This window comes from Streptomyces sp. NPDC057565 (assembly GCF_042801455.1).
Classification (GTDB): Bacteria; Actinomycetota; Actinomycetes; order Streptomycetales; family Streptomycetaceae; genus Streptomyces; species Streptomyces yanii.
The window spans coordinates 830,472-848,581 of sequence record NZ_JBHVFU010000001.1 but is presented as its reverse complement, the minus strand read 5'-3'; the positions used below and the strand labels follow the sequence as shown (position 1 = coordinate 848,581).

Here is an 18,110-nt window from a genome sequence, read left to right as displayed (position 1 = left end):
CTTCGCTCTTTCCGTGCGGTGCGTGGGGCGGCGGTATGCCGAGTGGTGTGCGGGCCGAGTCAGGTCAGGGGTTCGATGGTGACGCGGTCGGCGGTGGCCAGCCGGTCGATGTTCTGGCTGTCGTCGAGGCGCCCGAGGATGACGAGGCCCGGGGACCTCTCGCCGTCGCGGTAGAAGAGGGCCAGGTTGCGCCAGGGTGCGTAGTGGGCCAGGTCCCCTGCTTGAGGGGTGGGCGCGTCCGGGGCGCCGGATGTGTCCAGTTTCCGTGGGAGGTCGGCGACCCGCTCGGTCCGGTGGAAGTCCTCCAGGCCGAGCGAGAGCGGGAGCAGCGCGGCAAAATCCCTGGCAGCGGGGCTGTCGTTCAGGGTGGCTCGGACGGGATGTCCGTCGAGGATGAGCTGGATGCGCACGGCGCTGCTCCTGTCGGACGGTGGGGTGGGGTGGGTGCCGGCCGTCCGGGGGCGCCCTGAGGCGGTCGCCGGGGCGGACTGGTCGGCGGGCTGCTCGCTGCCGGAGCAGGCGGTCAGAGCCAGCAGTCCGACGGCCGCCGCGATCGCCGACAGGACCGGTCGGAGCGGCCCGAACAGCCGAAGTGACACTGCCCGGAGAAGGCGCCGGAGACTTGTCCACAGCCTGTTCGTCACTCGGGCATCGGCTCGGCGTAGTGGCGGAAGCCGTCGCGCTCGGCGTGCAGGGCGTACAGGCGCTCGGCCAGCGCTTGAGGGCTGCTGTGCTCGGAATCGGGCCGGATCGCGCCGGGGATGATCAGCTGGGTGGCGTGGATGTTCTCGGCGGCGAGCGCGTCGTGGAGCATGCGGACATAGGCGCTCTCGGCGGCGAAGGCGACCGAGGTGCCGGCCCGTTCGGGGTGCGGACGGACCGCGCTGCCTCCGTTGACGAAGACAAGGGTGCCGTGCCCCAGGGCCCGCATACCGGGCAGGACCGCGTTCACGCAGGTCACCGGGCCCTTGAGAGAGAAGGCGAGCGGGTCCTCCAGATCGGCGGCGGTGGTGTCGAGGACCGGCTTCATGAAGTCGGCGCGCGGCACCGGGCTGTACTGCAGGATCTCGATCGGCCCGAGTTCCTCGGCCGCGTCCTGGAGGGCGCAGGTGAGCGCGACCGGGTCCAGGACGTCCGCGGAGAATCCGCGGGCTTCGATGCCGTCGCGGCGGAGATCGTCCGTCAGGTGCTGGAGGTGTTCGGCGCTGCGGGCGATCAGGGCGACGCCGTGGCCGGCGGTGCCGAAGCGGCGGGCGGTGGCCAGCCCCAGGCCGGGACCGGCACCGACGAGAGCGAACGTGGTCATGCTGGAGGTCTCCTGGAGCGGGGCGAGGGGGCGTTCAGCCCCGGAAGCGGAATGTTGCGGGGTCAGGGCTTGAGGAGTGCCTTGATGGCTCGGCGCTCGTCCATGGCCTTGTAGCCCTCGGAGACCTGGTCGAGGGGCAGGGTGAGGTCGAAGACCTTGCCCGGCTCGATCCGGCCGGTCACGACGCGTTCGATGAGGTCGGGCAGGTAGCGGCGCACGGGGGCGGGGCCGCCGCGCAGGCCGACGTGGGAGAAGAACAGCTCCTGCCCGTCGATGGCGACGTCGTGCGGGACGCCGACGAAGCCGACGTTGCCGCCGGGGCGGGCGGAGTGCAGCGCCTGCTGCATGGCCTGCGCGGTGCCCACGCACTCCAGCACGCTGTCGGCGCCGATGCCGTCGGTGAGGTCCTTGATCCGGGCGATGCCCTCGTCGCCGCGCTCGGTGACGATGTCGGTGGCGCCGAACTCTCGGGCCAGCTTCTGCCGGGACTCATGGCGGCTCATGGCGATGATCCGCTCGGCGCCCATCTCCTTGGCGGCGATTACCGCGCACAGGCCGACCGCCCCGTCGCCCACGACCACGACGGTGGATCCAGGCTTCACCTCGGCGGCGTCGGCGGCCCACCAGCCGGTGCCCATGACGTCGGAGACGGCCAGCAGACCGGGCCACAGCTCCTCGCCCGGCACCTCGTCCGTGGCGACCAGGGTGCCCTGGGCGTTGGGGATACGGACGTAGTCGGCCTGGCAGGTGCTCATGAACTCGCGGTGCAGGCAGTTCGACGGGAAGCCGTTACGGCAGTTGGCGCAGGTGTTGTCCGAGGTCGCGAACGAGCCGACGACGAACTGGCCCGGCTTCACGGCGCTGACCTCGGAGCCGACCTCCTCGACGAATCCGACGTACTCGTGCCCCATCGGATGGGCGTCGCCGATCGGCTCCAGGCCGCGCCAGGGCCACAGGTCGGAGCCGCACACACAGGTGACGGCCGTGCGGATGACCGCGTCTGTGGGGTGGAGGATCTTCGGGTCGTCCAGCGTCTCGAAGCGGACGTCACCGGGGGCGTGGATCACTGTGCCGCGCATGAGGGTTCCTTTGCTCACGTGAAGTCGGACCGCTGCAAGCGGTCCGCGTACGACCGTCCCCGGGTCGCGAGGCGACCGCGCGCCGAGGTCGGGCGGCCCCGTCCCCGCCGACGGACGGCCGGGGACAGCGCCACGTCCTCCAGGGAACCGCCCTCGGTGGCGGCCGGCCAGTCACCGTCGATGGGTGTACCGGCAGTACATCCCTCATGCGGCCCGCAGCACGTACGGTCGAAGGGTGGACAACCAACAGGAGGTCCGCGAGTTCCTCACCTCGCGGCGAGCCAAGATCACCCCCGAGCAGGCCGGACTGCCCTCCGGGACCCGGCGCCGCGTCCCCGGGCTGCGCCGCAGCGAGGTCGCGGCCCTCGCCGACATGAGCGTGGAGTACTACGCCAAGCTCGAACGCGGCAACCTCGCCGGTGCCTCCCCCGCCGTCCTCGAGTCCGTCGCCCGCGCCCTCCAGCTCGATGACGCCGAACGTGCCCACCTCCGCCATCTGGCCCAGGCCGCCGACGGCTCCGACACCCTCACCCGCCCCCGACGCCGACGCCCCGCCCGGCAGTGGACCCCGCACCGGAGCCTGCAGTGGACGCTCGACGCGATCACCGCAGGCCCCGCCTTCGTCCGCAACGGCCGTATGGACATCCTCGGCACCAACGCGCTCGCCCGCGCCTTCTACAGCGATGTCTACGCGAACCCCCACAACCAGGCGAACCTCGCCCGCTTCACCTTCCTGGACCCCGCGTCCCGCCGCTTCTACCCCGACTGGGGCCCGGCCGCCGACGTCACCGTCGCGATCCTGCGCACCGAGGCCGGCCGCAACCCCCACGACAAGGAGCTGCACGACCTCGTCGGTGAACTCTCCACCCGCAGCGACGACTTCCGCACCCGCTGGGGCGCCCACAACGTCCGCCACCACGGCACCGGCACCAAGAACTTCCACCACGAGGCCGTCGGAGATATCACCCTCGCCTACGAGGGCCTCGAGATGGCGGCCGAACCCGGCCTCACCGTCACCATCTACACCGCCGCACCCGGCTCACCCTCCGAAGAGGGCCTGCGCCTGCTCGCCTCCTGGGCCGCGACACAGGAAGCCCTCGCCGGACGACCGCGAGAGAACTGACCCTTCTCCCCCGCGGCTCTCCCCGCGGCGGACCCGCAGTCCCGGAAGGTGGCGTCGCCTCTTCCAGGGAGCCAGAGGGGCAAGGAGGCAGAGGCCATCCCGGAAGCGATCCGGCCCCGGGCCTCCGTGCCTGATCGTGTCAGCGTCGCCGCTGGTCAGCCCGCAGCTCGAAGTCGCCGTAGCTGTTGTCGACCGGGTTGACCGTGACCCCGGGGGCGACGATCTCGTCGATGGCGTCGAGCACGTCGGGAGACAGCGTGATGTCGGCGGCGGGCAGGAACGCCTCCAGCTGCTCCATGGTGCGCGGGCCGATGATCGCCGAGGTGACGCCCGGGTGGTCGATGACGAAGGCGACGGCCAGCTCGATCAGGGTGAGGCCGGCCTTCTCCGCCAGGACGGCGAGCTGTTCGACGGCGTCGAGCTTGCGCTGGTTGGCGGGGGTGCTCATGTCGAAGCGGGCCTGGGGGCGCGCCGCGGAAGCGGGGCCCTCGGAGGCGTTCTTGCGGTAGCGGCCCGAGAGCCAGCCGCCGGAGAGCGGACTGTAGGTGAGCGTGCCCATGCCGTGACGGCGCACGGTGGGGAGCACGTCCTCCTCGATGCCCCGGACCAGGATCGAGTACGGCGGCTGCTCGGTCACGAACCGCTCCAGGTGCCGCTCCCGCGAGGTCCACTGTGCCTCGACGATCTGGGAGCCGGAGTAGGACGAGGAGCCGATGTAGCGGACCTTGCCCTGGCGCACGAGGTCGGTGAGGGCGCCGAGGGTCTCGGTCACGTCCGTGTCCGGGCTTGGGCGGTGTACCTGGTAGAGGTCGATGTGGTCGGTGCCCAGGCGCCGCAGGGAGTTCTCGACCTCACGGATGATCCAGCGCCGCGAGCCGCCTCGCTGGTTGGGGTCGTCCTGGTCCATCGGCATGAAGAACTTGGTCGCCAGGAAGACATCGTCGCGGCGGTCCTTGAGCGCCTTGCCGACGATCTCTTCGGAGACGCCGGCGGAGTACACGTCAGCGGTGTCGACGAAGTTGATGCCCGCGTCGAGGGCGCGGTGGATGATCCGCACCGAGTCTGCTTCGTCCTCGTTGCCCCAGGGGCCGAACATCATCGCGCCCAGGCAGAGGGGGCTGACTTGGACGCCTGTGCGGCCGAGCGGTCGGTACTGCATGAAGCATTTCTCCTTGTTGGTGTCCGTCCAGTCAGTCGTTCCCTGGCCGGTCGCTCCCGGAGGAGACGGCCGTTCCGGTGCTCGCCCAACTGGCGAGGAGACCGAGTGCCTCCCGCTCTCGCGAGTCCGGTTCAGGGGTATAGAAGTTGAGCCGGAGGCCGGGGTCCGACGGCAGGTCCATCGCCTCGTAGGGCAGGGCGAGATCGCCGACCAGCGGATGGTGCAGGTTCTTGACGCCCGAACGGTGGAACTTCACATCGTGGCGCGCCCACCGGCGGGCGAAGTCAGCACTCCTCGTCGTCAGCTCTCCGATCAGATCGGTCAGCGCCTTGTCGTGCGGTGCCCGGCCCGTCTCGGTCCGCAGGAAAGCCACTGCGTCGTCGGCGCCCTTGTCCCAGTCGACCCAAAATTCCCTGCTCGCGGGGTCCAGGAACATGAAACGAGCACTGTTGACCGGCCCGCGCTGAGCGAACAACGGCGAGTCGAAGACGGGTGCGTACAGCGCGCGGCCCAGTCCGTTGGTGGCCAGGATGTCGAACCGTGCGTTGCGGACGTATGCCGGTACGTCGGTCATGGAGTCGAGCAGCCGCAGGATCGTCGGCCGCACCCGGGAAGCGGTCATCGTGGGCCGTCGGCCTGAGGGAGTGGCCGCGCGGGCCAGGTCGTAGAGGTGGGTGCGCTCGGCCTCGTCGAGTTGCAGAGCGTGCGCGAGAGCTTCGAGGACCGAGTCGGAGGCTCCGCCGAGGTTTCCGCGCTCCAGCCGGACGTAGTAGTCCACGCTCATGCCCGCCAGCAGAGCGACCTCTTCACGGCGCAGGCCCGCGACACGGCGCTTCCCGCCGAAGACCGGCAGCCCGGCCTGCTCTGGAGTGATCCGAGCGCGCCGGGTCCTCAGGAACTCGCGGACCTCGGCGGCCAGATTCTTCTTCTTGTCACTCTCAGTCATGGTCAGACCTCGGGAGCTTTATGGGCGACGCGTCGGCGGGCGTGTCCTCGGACCGGTCGGCGTCGAACGTGGGGTGGGTGAAGGCTTCGGCGCGGGCGGCGAAGGGCACGGGGCCTCCTCTTGCTCGGGCGGTGTGGATCTGGCCTGCACCCCCACGGTAGGTGCGTCGGCGAGCGCCTGCGAGGTACTGCCATTACCTGGAAAAGGAGTGACTCCCACCTGTGCGTCCACCCGCGGTTCCCTGGAGAAGGCCAAGGACTGCGAGTCCTCGATGGGCCCGATGAAACCGACCTGAAGGAACAGCGTGCGCGCAGCACTCATGTACAAAGCCGACGACGTCCGCGTCGGGCATGGCGCCAACCCGTACCTCAAGGAAGCGCAAGGCCCTCAAGGTGCTGGTGCGGCTGTGAACAGGCAGCCTGTGATCAGCGCGGTGGACGCCTCCGCGCGCCTCGGCGGCACATCGTCCGCCGTATGGGGGATCACCGAAACCGACGGCGGGACGCTGACGACGGGGCCGGTGACGCGATGACCACCACCGCACAGCGCGCGGCGGCACCTGCGGCGGCGCGACGCAACGGGACTCCGGTCCACGCGACGCTGATTCTTGCGATCATCTGCGTCAGCTATTTCATGGTCATCCTCGACAATTCGATCGTCTTCACCGGGCTGCCGCAGATCCGCTCCGACATGGGGTTCTCCGAGACCGGCCTGTCCTGGATCACCAATGCCTACGTCCTGGTCTTCGGCGGGCTGCTGCTCCTGGGGGCCCGGGCCGGTGACCTGTTCGGACACCGCAGGGTGTTCCTGTTCTCCCTGGTCGTCTTCTCGCTGACCTCGCTGCTGGTGGGCGCCGCGCAGACCCCGTGGTGGCTGATCGGCGCCCGCGCGCTCCAGGGCATCGGGGCCGCGGTGCTGGCGCCGTCCGCGCTGTCCCTTCTGACGCGCAGTTTCGCTGAGGGCCGGGCCCGTAACCGGGCGATGGCCGCCTACAGCGCCGTCGCCGGTCTCGGCGCCGCTTTGGGCCTGGTCGTCGGAGGTCTCGTCGCAAATCTGGTGTCGTGGCGGGCCGGGTTCTTCCTCAACGTCCCGATCGGCGTCGTGATGATGGTGCTGGCCCTGCGGTTCCTGCCCGAGACCCAACGCCGGCAAGGCCGCTTCGACATCGCCGGGGCAGTGCTGGCGACACTGGGTTCAACCGCGCTGGTTCTCGGCATCGTGGACGCCGCCGACTTCGGCTGGACCGCCCCCCTGACCCTGGTGCCGCTGGTGGCCGGCGTGGTGATGCTCGGGCTGTTCGTCCGGGTGGAGCGGCGGGCCGCGCAGCCGATCGTGCCGCCGCGGCTGTTCGCCAGCCGGGAACGCAGCGGCGCCTACCTCACCCGGATGCTCTACATGGGCGCGATGATGGGCTTCTTCTTCTTCACCGCGCAGTTCGTGCAGAGCGTCTACCACTGGACACCGCTGCAGGCCGGCCTCGCGTTCCTGCCGATGACGCTGGTCAACTTCGTTCTCGCTGTCCAGGTCCCGCGGCTGCTGGAACGGGCCGCCAGGCCGCACGTGCTCCTGACCGGGGTTGTCCTGACCACGGTGGGCATGGCGTGGCTCAGCCGCCTCAACCTGCACACCCCTTACCTGACGGGCGTGGCCCTGCCCATGGTGCTCATCGGCGCCGGCCAGGGCCTGACGCTGGCCCCGCTGACCTCCAGCGGCGTCGACGGCGTCGCCCCCGCGGACGCGGGGGCCGGCTCGGGCCTGGTCAACACCGTGCACCAGATCGGCAGCGCACTGAGTCTGAGCATCCTGACCGCCGTCGCCGCCTCTGTCTCCACCGGGCACGCGACCTCAGACATCGCGGCCCGCTCGGGAACGGCCCTGACCGGCTCCGCCGTCCTGCTCGCGCTGGCGGTCGTGACCGCCCTCGCCCTCATCGTGCCCGCACGGGCTACTCGCAACGAAAGGTCCCTGTGATGCAGACCCTCACCCTCAACAACGGCGTCGAGATGCCCGCCCTAGGACTCGGCGTCTTCCAGACCCCGCCCGACGAGACCCAGGCCGCTGTCAAGGCCGCGCTCGACCTCGGCTACCGGCACATCGACACGGCCGCCGCCTACGGCAACGAACGCGAGGTCGGCCAGGCCATCCGCGACTCCGGAGTGCCACGCGATGAGATCTTCATCGAGACGAAGATCTGGATCAGCGACTACGGGTACGACGAGACCCTGCGCGGCTTCGAGAAGAGCGCCACAAAGCTCGGCGTCGACCGTATCGACCTGCTGATCCTGCACCAGGCCCTGCCGTCCGACTTCGACAAGACCCTCGCCGCCTACCGCGCTTTGGAAAAGCTCCTGGCCGACGGCAAAGTGCGAGCCATCGGCGTCAGCAACTTCATGGTCGACCACCTGACCACGCTGCTCGACACCACCTCCGTCGTCCCGGCGGTCAACCAGCTGGAGATCCACCCCTACTTCCAGCAGCGCGCCGTGCTCGACTTCGACGACCAGCACAACATCCTCAACCAGGCGTGGTCCCCGATCGGCGGGATCACCTTCTACCCGGGCTACAGCGAGGACCGCAAGAGCGTCCTCGAAGACCTGGCTGTCACCCGCATCGCCGAGGCGCACGGCAAGAGCCCCGCCCAGGTGCTGCTGCGCTGGGGGCTCCAGCAAGGCCGCTCGGTCATCCCCAAGTCCACCAAGCGCACCCGCATCGCCGAGAACATCGACGTCTTCGACTTCGAGCTCACCGCAGACGAGCTCACCGCCCTGGACGCGTTGGAGACCGGTCGGCGCGGCGGCCCCGAACCCGAGAACGTCACCCTCGCCGCCTACGGCCGCGCCATCCCCGAAGCCTGACCCGCCCCCCCTCAGCACAACTCCGCTCGAAGGATTCAACGTGTCCACCACCGTCAAGGCGTTCGGCGCCCACGACGTACGTCAGCCGCTCGTTCCCCTCACCATCGAGCGCCGCGACGTCGGCCCCCACGACGTCAAGCTCGACATTTTGTACTGCGGCATCTGCCACTCCGACATGAACTTCGTCGACGGCGAGTTCGGCCCGCTGCCGACCAGCCCGCTCGTTCCCGGCCACGAGATCGTCGGACGGGTCACCGAGACCGGATCCGAGGTCACCCGCCACCAGGTCGGAGACCTCGTCGGCATCGGCTGCATGGTCAACTCCTGCCGCGAGTGCGAGAACTGCCGGGCCGGGCAGGAGCAGTACTGCCTCAACGGCCACACCCTGGTCTTCGGCAGCCCCGACCCGGCCGAGCCCGGCGCCCACACTCAGGGCGGCTACTCGGAGGTGATCGTCGCACCCGAGGACTTCGTCGTCCGCGTTCCCGACAGCCTCGACCCGGCCGCCGCGGCGCCGCTGCTGTGCGCGGGCATCACCGTCTACGCGCCGCTCAAGCGTTACGGCGCCGCGCCGGGCACCAAGGTCGCTGTCGTCGGCCTAGGTGGTCTCGGCCACCTAGGGGTCAAGATGGCCAAGGCCATGGGCGCCGAAGTCACCGTCCTCTCGCAGTCCGACCGCAAGCGCAACGCCGCCGCAGCCCTCGGCGCCGACCACTACGCCGTCACCGGCGACGGGTCCGCCTTCACCGACTTGGCCAACACCTTCGACATCATCCTCAACACCGTCAGCGCACCGGTGGCGCTCAAGGACTACCTGGAGATGCTGCGCCTGCACGGCACCATGGTCAGCGTCGGCGTGACCGCACAGCCGATGCCGCTGGATGTCTTCCCCCTGTTGCAGAACGGCCGCGCCTACGCGGGCTCCCTGTTCGGCGGCATCGCCGAGACGCAGGAGATGCTCGACTTCGCCGCCGAGCACGGCGTGAGCGCCGACATCGAACTGATCGGCGCCCAGGACATCAACACCGCCTACGAGCGAATCCTCGCCTCCGACGTTCGCTACCGCTTCGTCATCGACGGAGCGACCTTCGCCCAACTGAAGGCTTGAGCCACCGTCCTGGGGGTGGTCTGCCCCAAGGCAGACCTTCCCTTGAACGCCCGGCAGATACGGCGAACGCGGACGCCGACCCCGCACCGTCCTCGGACACCCACCCCGAGGCCCGTGACCAACTGGAGGAACGACCATGACGCACTGGAACGACGCGGACCTGGCGAAGATCGGCGCGGCGGAAGAGCTGGACCTGGAGTCCGAGCGGGCCGACGGCACCCTGCGCGACCCCGTGACCATGTGGGTCGTCCGCGCCGGCGACCACCTCTACGTCCGCTCGGTCAAGGGCACCGCCGGCCCCTGGTACCGGGGCACCCAGTCCCGCCACCAGGGCCGCATCGACGCCGGCGGCGCACAGCGGAACGTCACCTTCCGCGAGGCCGATCCTGCAGAGCACGCGGCCGTGGACGCCGCCTACCGGGAGAAGTACGGCCGGTACACGAGCATCGTCGAGCACGTGCTGACCGACCGCGCCCGCGAGTCCACCCTCCGCCTCGAACCTCGCTGACACCAGCTCCCTCCCCCACATTCCCTGCCAAGGAGATCCGCTCATGCGAGCCACCCTGATGCACGCGGCCCAGGACGTACGCGTCGAGGACGTCGCCGACCCCAAGATCCAGCAGCCGACCGACGCAGTCGTGCGAATCGTGCTGTGCTGCGTCTGCGGCAGCGACCTGTGGCCCTACAAGTCCCTGGCACGCACGGACAATCCCCGCCACATGGGCCACGAGTTCCTCGGCGTCGTCGAGGAAGTCGGTTCCGAGGTACGCACTCTCAAGCCCGGCGACGTCGTCGTGGTCCCTTTCGTCTGGGCCGACAACACCTGCCTGTACTGCCGCGAGGGCCTGCAGACCTCCTGTCCGCACGGCGGCCAGTGGGGTGTGAACCGGGTCGACGGCGGACAGGGCCAGGCCGCCCGCGTTCCGCAGGCCGACGGCGCCCTGGTGAAGATGCACGTCGGCGAGGACCGTCTTCGACCGCACCGTCAGCCTGGAGGACATCGCCGACGGCTACCAGGCGATGAACGACCGCGACGCCCTGAAGGTGCTGGTACGCCCGTGACCGACCGCAAACCGAACACTGAACCGGCCGCAACCGCCGATCACGCCGGGGTGGTCTCGGCGTACCGCACCTACCTCCAGGGGATGACCGACGGCGACACTGCAGCCCTCGACGCCCTGCTCGACGACGAATTCACTGTGACGCATATGACCGGCTACGTGCAGCCCAAGGCCGAGTGGCTTTCCCAGATTCGCGCCGGGCAATTCGGCTACCACAGCATCGAGGAGAAGGGACTCGATGTGGACACCGGCGGCGCCGGCACGGTCCGGCTGGCCGGGCGCACGCTGACCGACGCGACGGTCTACGGCACACGCGCCGAGTGGCGGCTGCGTCTGATCGTGGACTTCGCGCGACATGACGACACCTGGACTGTTCTGCGGGCCGTCGCCACCACGTGGTGACCACCCCTCCCCTCCGTACCCAACGGCTGTGCCAACCACAGCAGTTGTCCAACTACACCACTGCGACAAGCCGGGTGCGGCCCGGCCGGTTCGACATGAACTGCCCGGACGAGCACCGGCCGGTCTTCCTACAGGGCGCTAGCCTCGGCCTACGAGAGGGAGCGCTCAGCGGGTGTGCGTGTCCAAGGCGTCGATGATCTCGCACCAGAGTTCGCGGGGGCGGTCGTGTCCCATTCCTGGAAGCAGCAAGAGCCTCGCTCCGGGCACCAGGTCGGCGGTGCGCTTCCCGCCACTGGGGTCGATCAGCGTGTCGTCCAGACCGTGAATCACCAAGGTCGGTACTCGAAGCCTGCGGAGTGCGTCAGCGCGTGAGCCACCGAGAATCATTGCTCCGAGTTGCCGCCCGACTCCGGCTGGGTAGTAAGCGCGGTCGTAACTTTCGGCAGCCAGCTCACGAAGGAGTGCGGGGTTGCCATAACGCTTGGAAGACCACACCAGTTCGCTTTCCGCCGCTGCGATGTACCCCTCGCGATCCGGCGGCTTCGGGCTGAAGAGCACTGCTTGGGCCTCGGCGCTCGGCTGGCCGTAGTCGGGCTCGCCGGTCGAGGACATCATCGACGTCAGGGTCAGCACTCGCGCCGGCTGGCTGATAGCCATCGTCTGGGCGATCATGCCGCCCATCGAGGATCCGACCACGTGAGCTCGTTCAATTCCGAGCGCGGTGAGCAACCCGAGGCCGTCGTCGGCCATGTCCTGCAGTGTGTAGGGCACCATCGCGAGGGCGGACGAGATATGTCCCGAGCTCACAGCGTTGATGAACCGGCCCATGTCGACGGGGTGCTCGTCGAACTTGGTGGACAGCCCGCAGTCGCGGTTGTCGTACCGGATCACGTAGCGTCCACGTTCTGCGAGTGCGCGACAGAAGTTCTTGTGCCAGGCGATCATCTGGGCACCGAAGCCCATCACGAGCAGAACGGCCGGATCAGAGGGATCACCGAAAGTCTCGTACTCGATGGACACTGCGGGCGAGGCTTCAACATTCGGCATGCTGGGAGTGTCCCAGCATCGCCCGTTTGAGCGCACCCGGATTAACAACGCTTGGCCTGCCCGTTCCGCAGCGGCCGGTGCAATGCGAGAGGCGCTCCGGTTGGTAGAGCTGCTGTTCCCAGCTCGCGTGCCTTGTGCTGAACGGTGGTGCCACGTCGGCCGCCAGCCGGGCGCCCGCGTGGTTGAGGGCGGCCGGGCCGAACTTGCGGCGGGTCACCAACTCCTCACGCCACCCGGCGAACAGCGACTCTTGTCCGACCAAGACGCGGCGACGTCCTGCACCCGGGCCACATGCGCGGCGTGCAGCGCCCGCAGCCCGCCACTGACGGTGCGTCGGGAGCCGCGACACCCAGTCGCTCCGGACAGCAGTCGACATCCACCTTCGACACGCCCTGGACGACGCTCCTCATGGGGCAAACACTGCCGGTCACGGCACTCGTCAGCACCGGTGACTTCCAGTCAACTTCGTTTGGTTCAGCGTCTAATCGGTGGCTCGGCACCCGCGCACGGGTGGCGCCGACGCGGAAGATTCCCGTCAACCCATTACCAAGCGTTTACTAAGCAGATACCTTTCTCCTTGCCGGTGGTAGGGGGCGGAGCGATCCGGCCGTCCCTGCCTGCCCCGGAGTACCGCCGTACGTCGTTCGGCCAGTTTTCGGCCATTAGGCCTATGTCTCATGGACCGCCGGAAGGAAGCGCTTTGAACGCTCGGAACCGCCGTACCACGGTAGCCGCCGCATCCGTCGCAGGGCTCATAGCGCCGCTGCTGCTGATCGGATCGGGCACCGCCTCCGCCCACAGCGACCCTGCCAAGGAGGCCGCCAAGCTCGCAAAGAAGCTCGTCAAGAAGAGCAACGCCGAGGATGCCTACGAGCATCTGAAGCAGTTCCAGCGGATCGCTGACAAGAACGGGAACACCCGGGTGGCCGGGTCAGAGGGGCACCGGAAGTCGGCCGAGTACGTCGAAGGCCTGTTGAGGAAGGCCGGGTACTCGGTGACCCGGAACGAGTTCGACTACCCGTTCACCGAGACGCTGGCGCAGAGCCTGCGGGTGGTGTCGCCGCAGCAGCAGGACGTCCCGGTGATCGCCATGACGTACTCCGCCAGCAGCCCGGTCGGCGGCATCACCGCCCCCGTCGCGGTGGTGCCGGTCAACGCCGCCACCGGCTGTGAGCCGGAGGACTACGCCCCCGGGACGTTCACCGGCAAGATCGCGCTGATCAAGCGCGGCGGCTGCACCTTTGCGCAGAAGCAGGAGACCGCCGCCGGTGCGGGCGCGGTCGGCGCGATCATCTACAACAACACCGAGGGCGCGCTCAACGGCACGCTGGGAGACCCGTCCGTCGCCAAGATCCCGGCCGGTGGCGTCACGCAGGCGGACGGCGAGGCGCTCGCGGCCAAGGCCGCCGCCGGCGCAGTGACCGTCAACCTGGAGATCCGCACCTTCGCGGAGACCCGGCACACCTACAACGTGATCGCCGAGACCAAGGGCGGCAACGCCGACAACGTGGTGATGTTCGGCGCCCACCTGGACTCGGTGGCGGACGGCCCGGGCATCAATGACAACGGCTCCGGCTCCGCCGGCATTCTCGACGTGGCCCTGAACCTTGCCCACCAGAACGTCAAGAACAAGGTGCGCTTCGCCTGGTGGTCGGCTGAGGAGTTCGGCCTGCTGGGCTCGGAGGCATACGTCAACAGCCTCTCGGCGGCGGACCGTGCGAAGGTCAAGCTGTACCTGAACTTCGACATGATCGCCTCGCCGAACTACGCCCAGTTCGTCTACGACGGCGACGACTCCGACCAGGTCGGTGCCGGCCCCGGCCCGGAGGGCTCGGCGCAGCTGGAGAGGCAGATCACCGACTACCTGGACAGCCGGGGCACCCCGCACGAGGGCACCGACTTCACCGGCCGGTCGGACTACGGGCCGTTCATCGAGGTGGGCATCCCCTCGGGAGGCACCTTCACCGGCGCCGAGGGCATCAAGACGGCCGAGCAGGCAAAGGTGTACGGCGGTAAGGCCGGTGTCGCGTACGACGCCTGCTACCACGCCGCTTGCGACACCGTGAAGAACATCAACATGAAGGCGTTCGACGTCAACGTCGACGTCGTCGCCAACGCGGTGGGCCAGTACGCCTGGGACACCAGTCTTCTGAGCAAGCCGGTGGCGCCGCAGAACACCAAGGGTTCGGCGGGCAGCGGCGGTGGCCTGCACGAGGGTCACGACCACGAGGTCACCGAGTAACTCCCGGTACACACGGGGAGGGGAGGGCCGGACTGTCCGGCCCTCCCCTTCGATGCTGCAGCGGGATGCGCGGTCGTCGGTTCCTTGCGGAGGAAGACCCTGGCAGGTGGGCTTGGCCGGCATCGGGATGACCGCGCGGCTGACATGCCACGACGCGCCATCAGTCGCGCGCCGTCCGGGTCGTGGCGGTGGCCGCGGCGATCGACGTCGTCGTGGCCGTCGGCGCCACTCCCGCGAACGACTGGCCGACCGGTTCGGGCCTGACCCTGTGAACGGGGTGGGGGTGCGACGTGCTGTGCCAGGCCGCAGCCGGCCTCTGCGCCGTCGGCGACGTCGCCTCCTGGCAGAACCCCCGCTTCGGCACCCGCGTGCAGGTGGGGCACCGGATGAACGCCACCGAACGGGCCATCGCCGCAGCTGGAAACCTGTTCGGCGACGCCACCCCGTTCGCGCCCGTGCCCTGCTTCTGGACCCACCAGTAGGACACCAGAATCCAGGCGTACGGCATCTTCCCGCCCGACGCGTCCCTGCGAGTCATCTCCGGCAATCCGTCGGACGGCCGCTTTGCCACCGCTCACGGCCACCAAGAAGTGGTGGTCGGTGTGCTCGGCTGGAATACCCCCATGAACTGCGCGTGTTGCGCCAACTGGTCGTCGATCAGGCGCCTTGGACCGCGGTCGCGGACACCTGCGCACTCGACCCGCCAACGACGCACCGGCTCGGGTAGCCGCTCACCGGGCAGGCACGCGGTCCTCGAAGTCCTGCCACACCTCTCCCGCACCGGTCGGCAACGGGCCACTGGGGTGGTCCGCGGTGACAACGGCACCCCGGAGCGGCGCGGGTCCGGTGGGCCGGCCCTGGTTCCGCATTTAATCGCGCCGGACGACCGAGACGCCGGTCCCGGAAGACGCTGACGGCTCGGAACTCCGAGCCATGCCCCACAGCGCTCGAAGGGAGATTGCAATGAGCAGCGCAACGACCTTGCCGACACCGTCCGGTCCCTATCTGGACACAGGGCTGCTGCCCGCCGACTTCTACTCGCACGCGGAACTGCTGTCGGACAGCGATCGGGAGAAGATCGAGTCGGTCCGCGAGTTTCTCCGCACGCAGGCCGGCCCGATCGTCGACGACTACTGGGCCCGGGCCGAATTCCCCTTCCAGTTGGTCGAGGGCTTCGGGAGGCTCGGTCTGGTGGACTGGGCCGACCCCAGTTCCCCGGAGTCCAGGCCGAGCAACCTCTTCGCGGGCTTCATCGCGCTGGAGTTCGGGCACGCCGACGCGTCCTTGGCAACGTTCTTCGGTGTGCACACGGGTCTGGCCATCGGCTCCATCCTCACCTGCGGCTCCGACGAACAGAAGCGGCGGTGGCTCCCGGAGATGAGCCGTTTCGAGAAGATCGGCGCCTTCGCATTGACCGAGCCGCACGGCGGCTCCGACGTGGCAGGCGGCCTACGAACGACCGCGCGCCGCGACGGCGACGAATGGATCCTCGACGGAGCCAAGCGGTGGATCGGCAACGCGACGTTCGCCGACCTGGTCGTCGTCTGGGCCCGCGATGTCGAGACCCGTCAGGTGCTCGGCTTCGTCGTGGAGAAGGACACCCCCGGGTTCACCGCGACGAAGATCGAGAACAAGATGGCGCTGCGGATCGTGCAGAACGCCGACATCGTGCTGGACGGCTGCCGTGTTCCGGAGGCCAACCGGCTACAGAACGCGAACTCGTTCAAGGACACCGCCAAGATCCTGCGCCAGACGCGCAGCGGGGTGGCGTGGCAGGCGGTGGGAGTGATGTTCGGCGCCTACGAGATCGCACTGCAGTACGCGAAGGAGCGCGAGCAGTTCGGCCGCCCGATCGGGGGCTTCCAGCTCGTGCAGGACCTGCTGGTGAAGATGCTCGGCAATGCCACGGCATCGTGCGGGATGGTGACGCGCCTGGCCCAGTTGCAGGACGCCGGGGTCTACCGGGACGAGCAGTCCGCCCTGGCGAAGGCCTACTGCACCGTGCGGATGCGCGAGAACGTGGGGTGGGCGCGGGAACTGCTGGCCGGCAACGGCATCGTCCTCGACTACAAGATCGGCCGCTTCGTCGCCGACGCCGAGGCCCTCTACTCCTACGAGGGGACACGAGAGATCCAGACGCTCATCGTCGGGCGCGCGGTGACCGGCGGCCTGAGCGCCTTCGTGAGGTGATGACGATGACCATCGAATCCGTCTTCACCGGTCTGAAGGTCCTCGACGTGTCGAGCTTCATCGCGGGACCGGCCGCGGCCACCGTGCTCTCCGACTACGGAGCGGATGTGATCAAGGTCGAGCCGCCGGGACAGGGCGATCCCCAGCGACGGCTGGGCTCCCTCCCGCCCAGTCCCCGGGCTCAGGCCAACTACAGCTGGCATCTCGCCAACCGCAACAAGCGCGGCATGGTGATCGACCTGAAGTCCCCGGGGGGCACCAGGATCCTCAAGCGCCTCGTCGAATGGACGGACGTGGTGATCACCAACTTCCCCCACGGCACGCGCGAGAAACTGCACCTCGGCTACGACGAGGTCGCGGGCTGGAACCCACGAGTCGTGTACGCCGACATCACCGGCTTCGGGGATGCCGGCCCGGACGCCGGGCAGCCGGGCTTCGACGTGACCGCCTACTGGTCGCGCAGCGGGCTGCTGGCCTCGACCCGCGATGCCGGAGCCCCGCCGACGGTGCCGGTCTGGGGCAGCGGCGACTACATGTCGGCGATCGGGATCTACGCGGCGATCGTGACCGCCCTGTACCGCCGCGAGCGGACGGGAGAGGGGGCCGATGTCGGGACGTCGCTGCTTGCCGAGGGCGTCTGGGCCACGGGAACGCTCGTGGCCGGCGCGCTCGCAGGCGGCACGCCGTTCCGTCTCCACGACCGGAAGGCGCCGGCGAACCCGCTGGTCAACCCCTACCGGACCGCGGACGACGAATGGTTCATGCTGGTCGCCGCACCCCCGCACTGGCCGGGACTGACGCGGGCCATCGGTCACCCGGAGCTGCTCGAGGACCCCCGTTTCGCGGACATCGAAGGCTTCGTCAAGAACTCCGCCGTACTGACCGAGCTGCTCGACTCCGAGTTCCACTCGCGGCCCTTCGCCCACTGGAAGGAGGCCCTGGACCGGGAACGCATCACGTACAGCCTCATCCAGACGCCGGAGGAAACCGCGCAGGATCCGCAGCTACGGGCGAACGACATCGTCGTACCGCTGGAGGGAGTCAGTGGGCTGGAGTACACCGTCAACAGCCCGGTCAACCTGCGAGGTGTCGCGAAGGTCCCGGCCAAGCGGGCACCGGACCTGGGCGAGCACAACGACGAGATCCTTGCCGAACTGGGATTCGGCCCCGCCGAGATCGCCGAGCTGCGTACCCAGGGAGCGATCCCCGGCACGACGGAAGCGCAGGAGCCACGATGAGCACGGCACCCGAAGCGGCGGCCGTGGATCTGCTCGACGCGGACCCGGAGCTGTCGGTCGGCGTACTCACGGGCGCGGGCGGGGTGTTCAGCGCGGGCATGGACCTGAAGGCGTTCACCAAGGGCGAGTTGCCCCTGCTGCAAGGAGTACGGGCTCGTCAACGAGCTGACCGCACCCGGCGCCGCGCTGGACGGAGCCCGCGAGCAGGCGGGGTGCGTCGCGCGGAACGCACCGCTCGCGCCGGCGGCCGTCAAGGAGGTCCGGCGCGAAACCCAGAGCCTGAACGAGAGCGACGCGTTCAGACGCCAGGACGAGCTCACGAGCGCGCCGGCCGCCGGCGAGGACGCGCGGGAA

General features: G+C 69.1%; 17 protein-coding genes. 11 read left to right on the top strand and 6 right to left on the bottom strand.

Translation table 11 applies throughout. From position 1 onward, the window contains the following. Window positions 1-59: 59 nt before the first annotated feature. The 3 genes from ACFU8W_RS03500 to ACFU8W_RS03490 form a co-directional block, all read right to left on the bottom strand. On the bottom strand, window positions 60-599 hold the full coding sequence (locus ACFU8W_RS03500; protein ID WP_384031868.1) for a cyclophilin-like fold protein: 540 nt from the start codon (window positions 597-599) through the stop codon (window positions 60-62). 41 nt (window positions 600-640) lie between these two features. Then, entirely contained in the window at window positions 641-1,306 is a 666-nt protein-coding gene (locus ACFU8W_RS03495; RefSeq protein ID WP_384031866.1) for an SDR family NAD(P)-dependent oxidoreductase, read from the bottom strand. 62 nt (window positions 1,307-1,368) lie between these two features. Next, window positions 1,369-2,385, bottom strand: coding sequence for a zinc-dependent alcohol dehydrogenase family protein (locus ACFU8W_RS03490; RefSeq protein WP_384031864.1), 1,017 nt, complete (start codon window positions 2,383-2,385; stop codon window positions 1,369-1,371). 235 nt (window positions 2,386-2,620) lie between these two features. On the opposite strand from ACFU8W_RS03490, the gene ACFU8W_RS03485 reads away from it, so the two are divergent. Beyond that, on the top strand, window positions 2,621-3,508 hold the full coding sequence (locus ACFU8W_RS03485; RefSeq protein ID WP_384031862.1) for a helix-turn-helix transcriptional regulator: 888 nt from the start codon (window positions 2,621-2,623) through the stop codon (window positions 3,506-3,508). Window positions 3,509-3,647: 139 nt separating this feature from the next. Here ACFU8W_RS03485 and ACFU8W_RS03480 read toward each other — a convergent pair whose 3' ends face one another. Further along, window positions 3,648-4,667 (bottom strand): aldo/keto reductase, encoded by a 1,020-nt coding sequence (locus ACFU8W_RS03480; protein WP_384031860.1) that lies wholly within the window; start codon window positions 4,665-4,667, stop codon window positions 3,648-3,650. Window positions 4,668-4,698: 31 nt separating this feature from the next. After that, on the bottom strand, window positions 4,699-5,613 hold the full coding sequence (locus tag ACFU8W_RS03475) for a helix-turn-helix transcriptional regulator (RefSeq protein ID WP_384031858.1): 915 nt from the start codon (window positions 5,611-5,613) through the stop codon (window positions 4,699-4,701). 304 nt (window positions 5,614-5,917) lie between these two features. On the opposite strand from ACFU8W_RS03475, the gene ACFU8W_RS03470 reads away from it, so the two are divergent. The 6 genes from ACFU8W_RS03470 to ACFU8W_RS03445 all read left to right on the top strand — a co-directional run bounded on the left by ACFU8W_RS03470 (window position 5,918) and on the right by ACFU8W_RS03445 (window position 11,039). Then, a complete protein-coding gene (locus ACFU8W_RS03470) occupies window positions 5,918-6,145 on the top strand; it encodes a hypothetical protein (protein WP_384031856.1) in 228 nt (75 codons plus the stop codon). Continuing rightward, window positions 6,142-7,584, top strand: coding sequence for an MFS transporter (locus tag ACFU8W_RS03465; protein WP_384031854.1), 1,443 nt, complete (start codon window positions 6,142-6,144; stop codon window positions 7,582-7,584). The genes ACFU8W_RS03470 and ACFU8W_RS03465 overlap by 4 nt, the downstream gene beginning before the upstream one ends. Then, window positions 7,584-8,468, top strand: coding sequence for an aldo/keto reductase (locus tag ACFU8W_RS03460; protein ID WP_384031852.1), 885 nt, complete (start codon window positions 7,584-7,586; stop codon window positions 8,466-8,468). The genes ACFU8W_RS03465 and ACFU8W_RS03460 overlap by 1 nt, the downstream gene beginning before the upstream one ends. 40 nt (window positions 8,469-8,508) lie before the next feature. Further along, window positions 8,509-9,576: an NAD(P)-dependent alcohol dehydrogenase gene (locus ACFU8W_RS03455; protein WP_384031850.1), complete on the top strand. Its 1,068-nt coding sequence runs from the start codon at window positions 8,509-8,511 to the stop codon at window positions 9,574-9,576. A gap of 136 nt (window positions 9,577-9,712) precedes the next feature. Continuing rightward, window positions 9,713-10,084, top strand: a complete 372-nt coding sequence (locus ACFU8W_RS03450; protein WP_384031848.1) for a DUF2255 family protein — start codon at window positions 9,713-9,715, stop codon at window positions 10,082-10,084. Between the two features lie 43 nt (window positions 10,085-10,127). Next, window positions 10,128-11,039 carry an alcohol dehydrogenase catalytic domain-containing protein gene (locus tag ACFU8W_RS03445; protein ID WP_384031846.1) on the top strand — a complete coding sequence of 304 codons (912 nt, stop codon included), beginning with the start codon at window positions 10,128-10,130 and terminating at the stop codon, window positions 11,037-11,039. Window positions 11,040-11,204: 165 nt separating this feature from the next. On the opposite strand, the gene ACFU8W_RS03440 is transcribed toward ACFU8W_RS03445, so the two are convergent. Next, window positions 11,205-12,086 (bottom strand): alpha/beta fold hydrolase, encoded by an 882-nt coding sequence (locus ACFU8W_RS03440; RefSeq protein WP_384031844.1) that lies wholly within the window; start codon window positions 12,084-12,086, stop codon window positions 11,205-11,207. Window positions 12,087-12,786: 700 nt separating this feature from the next. Here ACFU8W_RS03440 and ACFU8W_RS03435 point away from each other — a divergent pair. The 4 genes from ACFU8W_RS03435 (at window position 12,787) to ACFU8W_RS03420 (ending at window position 17,756) form a co-directional block, all read left to right on the top strand. Continuing rightward, window positions 12,787-14,328, top strand: a complete 1,542-nt coding sequence (locus tag ACFU8W_RS03435) for a M28 family metallopeptidase (protein ID WP_384031842.1) — start codon at window positions 12,787-12,789, stop codon at window positions 14,326-14,328. Between the two features lie 290 nt (window positions 14,329-14,618). Then, window positions 14,619-14,810, top strand: a complete 192-nt coding sequence (locus tag ACFU8W_RS03430; RefSeq protein WP_384031841.1) for a hypothetical protein — start codon at window positions 14,619-14,621, stop codon at window positions 14,808-14,810. A gap of 481 nt (window positions 14,811-15,291) precedes the next feature. Then, entirely contained in the window at window positions 15,292-16,518 is a 1,227-nt protein-coding gene (locus ACFU8W_RS03425; protein ID WP_384031839.1) for an acyl-CoA dehydrogenase family protein, read from the top strand. A gap of 5 nt (window positions 16,519-16,523) precedes the next feature. Beyond that, window positions 16,524-17,756 carry a CaiB/BaiF CoA transferase family protein gene (locus tag ACFU8W_RS03420; protein ID WP_384031837.1) on the top strand — a complete coding sequence of 411 codons (1,233 nt, stop codon included), beginning with the start codon at window positions 16,524-16,526 and terminating at the stop codon, window positions 17,754-17,756. Window positions 17,757-18,110: the final 354 nt, after the last annotated feature.